Source organism: Liquorilactobacillus uvarum DSM 19971, assembly GCF_001434935.1.
In the GTDB taxonomy this organism is placed as follows: domain Bacteria; phylum Bacillota; class Bacilli; order Lactobacillales; family Lactobacillaceae; genus Liquorilactobacillus; species Liquorilactobacillus uvarum.
The window spans coordinates 1-2,126 of record NZ_AZEG01000080.1; the positions used below are offsets into that span (position 1 = coordinate 1).

Consider the following 2,126-nt stretch of genomic DNA (forward strand, 5'->3'; position numbering starts at 1 on the left):
CGATTTACCCCACAAGAATTTGGTGGGGTGTAAGTGCGCATTGACCTCGTTTCACTCAGTCTTCTGATTTCTATTTAATTACATTTAGTTTACTATTTTATCTTAGATTTTTCAACTTTTATGATTGACCACACAACGGAATTATGATATTATAAATAATAATTATATTCAATTGAACTAGGAGGTTATCTTATGGCTCAAACATCAATTCAAAAACAAGAAGCTAAGTTAAAAGCCCTTAATCAGAAAATCAAGGACGAAAAAAATAAAATTGAACAAAGACTTGGTAAACAAATTATCAGTCAATCAAATTTAGATTATGCTAATTTGTCTAACGATAATATTAAAGAATTATCTAAAAAAATAGCTGACTTCTTAAATGAAAATCAGTCACCTAAACAGTTTTAAATAATGAGGTTATGTTATGGCTAATCAATATAAAAATCTAGTTGAACAAAAAGCTAGATTAAAGCAGAAAATAGAGCGAGAAGATTTTCAACTTCGTCAATCTAAATACTATGAAAAGCGTCAAGCTCGTAAAGCCCGTTCTCGACGCTTAATTCAAAAGGGTGCTTTATTAGAAAAATACTTTCAGGCTGATAATTTATCAGTTGAACAAACCGAAGAACTTTTAAAAATATTTGCTGATTATGTTAATGAGCATAAACCGGACAAACTAAAAAACGATCAACCTAATAACTAGGCCGATCGTTTTTATTTTCTAGATCATTTTTGAGTTTTACTTCTGGGTTCTGATCTGCAAAATCTTTTAACTGCTTTTGCACATTTTCTGAACAAGTAATATTTTGATTTATCCAAGGAAAATGGCTCAAATTATTCTTAATTATTTGTCAATTTGCTCTTACATAAACAGGAGTAAATTTTTCACTGTTATCATAGATCATTATCTTATCGACTTTAAAAGCCACTTCTGGCAAGTTATGATTCGATTGCCGATAACGTTTTTTGATAGTCTCTGCTGGTACACCATATCCACCCTTTTGTACCCTTTCTTTTACTCTCTTGATAGCTAAATTTTCATCTTGCAAGGCAATATACAATAAAGTAACTTCAAAGCCATTTTCGTGAGCTTTATCAATCAAATTTAGTTGAGCTTTACCCTGCCTGCAAGTGTCGTTTCTACGTGAATACTTTGTCGGTTATCTAAGGAATAGTGTAGTTGCTTTATTTCCTCTCGCATGGCTTTTAAGTTGTCACTGTCTTTATGCCAATCGCCACCCATTTGTCTTAAAATTTCATCAGCGTTAATCCGTTTTGTTTTATCAAACAATATGGGTAACGTATCGTAAAGAGTACTCTTTCCTGCTCCGTTAATACCGGCAACAATAATATATTGGGGTTTGTTTATCAACGGATAAAGTCCTTTCGCTTAATAACCTCATCTTGCCTTTTATCTAAAAGGTAGGTATATAAAGCGTCATATACTTTGCGCTTTTCTGGATCTGGATCATGTAATGACTTATCGAGTAAATCTTTTAAATCCGTTTCTTTTGCGGTTTCTAAAAAGTCATTAATTGTGATTGTATCTTTCATGTTAATCACGCTCCCTAGTTATTAATTTATTTAATCTGATAAACCATCAGTCCTGTTTCGGATCATTGAGCCAATCAGCAATTTCTTTAGTGTCTTTGAATTCTGTTACTGGTATACCTTTGGTAGCCTTTAAAAAGCCTAAATTAGCTTTTTCTACTTCACTTAAAGCTAGTTTAAACGGTAATGCTCCATCTGCCACAATCCGCTTGTAAAACATGTTAATCGCTGTTGTTTGGTTTAGACCTAACTCACTTAAAACAGCTTCGGTCTTATTGGCCAAGTCTTTGTCAATCTGGACTTGTACCCGTTTCTTTTCCTTAACTGCCATGATTGCCTCGCCTCTTTCATTAACTACTCACATTATACTAGCTTTTGAGTATTGATTCAATTAGCATGATCCTTTAAAAGCTGTGAGTTTGAGTTTGCTGCCCTTTTAGTAATGGCAATGAATGTAACTCCTCTAAAACACTCATAGACGAATTTTAAAGTCGACTTAGAACAACTAACTATAACTGCCAAATGAATTATTTTATATTCTCTCTTAAAGTGAATAAATCAAAAGATAATGATTA

4 protein-coding genes and 1 pseudogene are annotated in these 2,126 nt (G+C 32.6%); 2 read left to right on the forward strand and 3 right to left on the reverse strand.

Annotated elements, in window-relative coordinates; all coding sequences use genetic code 11:
* The first annotated feature begins 192 nt into the window (after positions 1-192).
* A complete protein-coding gene (locus FD20_RS12390) occupies positions 193-408 on the forward strand; it encodes a hypothetical protein (protein ID WP_057738902.1) in 216 nt (71 codons plus the stop codon).
* Between the two features lie 16 nt (positions 409-424).
* On the forward strand, positions 425-703 hold the full coding sequence (locus FD20_RS12395; RefSeq protein WP_057738904.1) for a hypothetical protein: 279 nt from the start codon (positions 425-427) through the stop codon (positions 701-703).
* Here FD20_RS12395 and FD20_RS12400 read toward each other — a convergent pair.
* The 3 genes and pseudogenes from FD20_RS12400 to FD20_RS12410 all read right to left on the reverse strand — a co-directional run bounded on the left by FD20_RS12400 (position 693) and on the right by FD20_RS12410 (position 1,882).
* Positions 693-1,372: pseudogene (locus FD20_RS12400) on the reverse strand (ATPase). The gene FD20_RS12395 and the pseudogene FD20_RS12400 overlap by 11 nt on opposite strands.
* Positions 1,369-1,554, reverse strand: a complete 186-nt coding sequence (locus FD20_RS12405) for a hypothetical protein (protein ID WP_056992244.1) — start codon at positions 1,552-1,554, stop codon at positions 1,369-1,371. The pseudogene FD20_RS12400 and the gene FD20_RS12405 overlap by 4 nt, the downstream one beginning before the upstream one ends.
* 46 nt (positions 1,555-1,600) lie before the next feature.
* On the reverse strand, positions 1,601-1,882 hold the full coding sequence (locus FD20_RS12410; RefSeq protein ID WP_057738906.1) for a type II toxin-antitoxin system RelB/DinJ family antitoxin: 282 nt from the start codon (positions 1,880-1,882) through the stop codon (positions 1,601-1,603).
* Positions 1,883-2,126 lie beyond the last annotated feature (244 nt).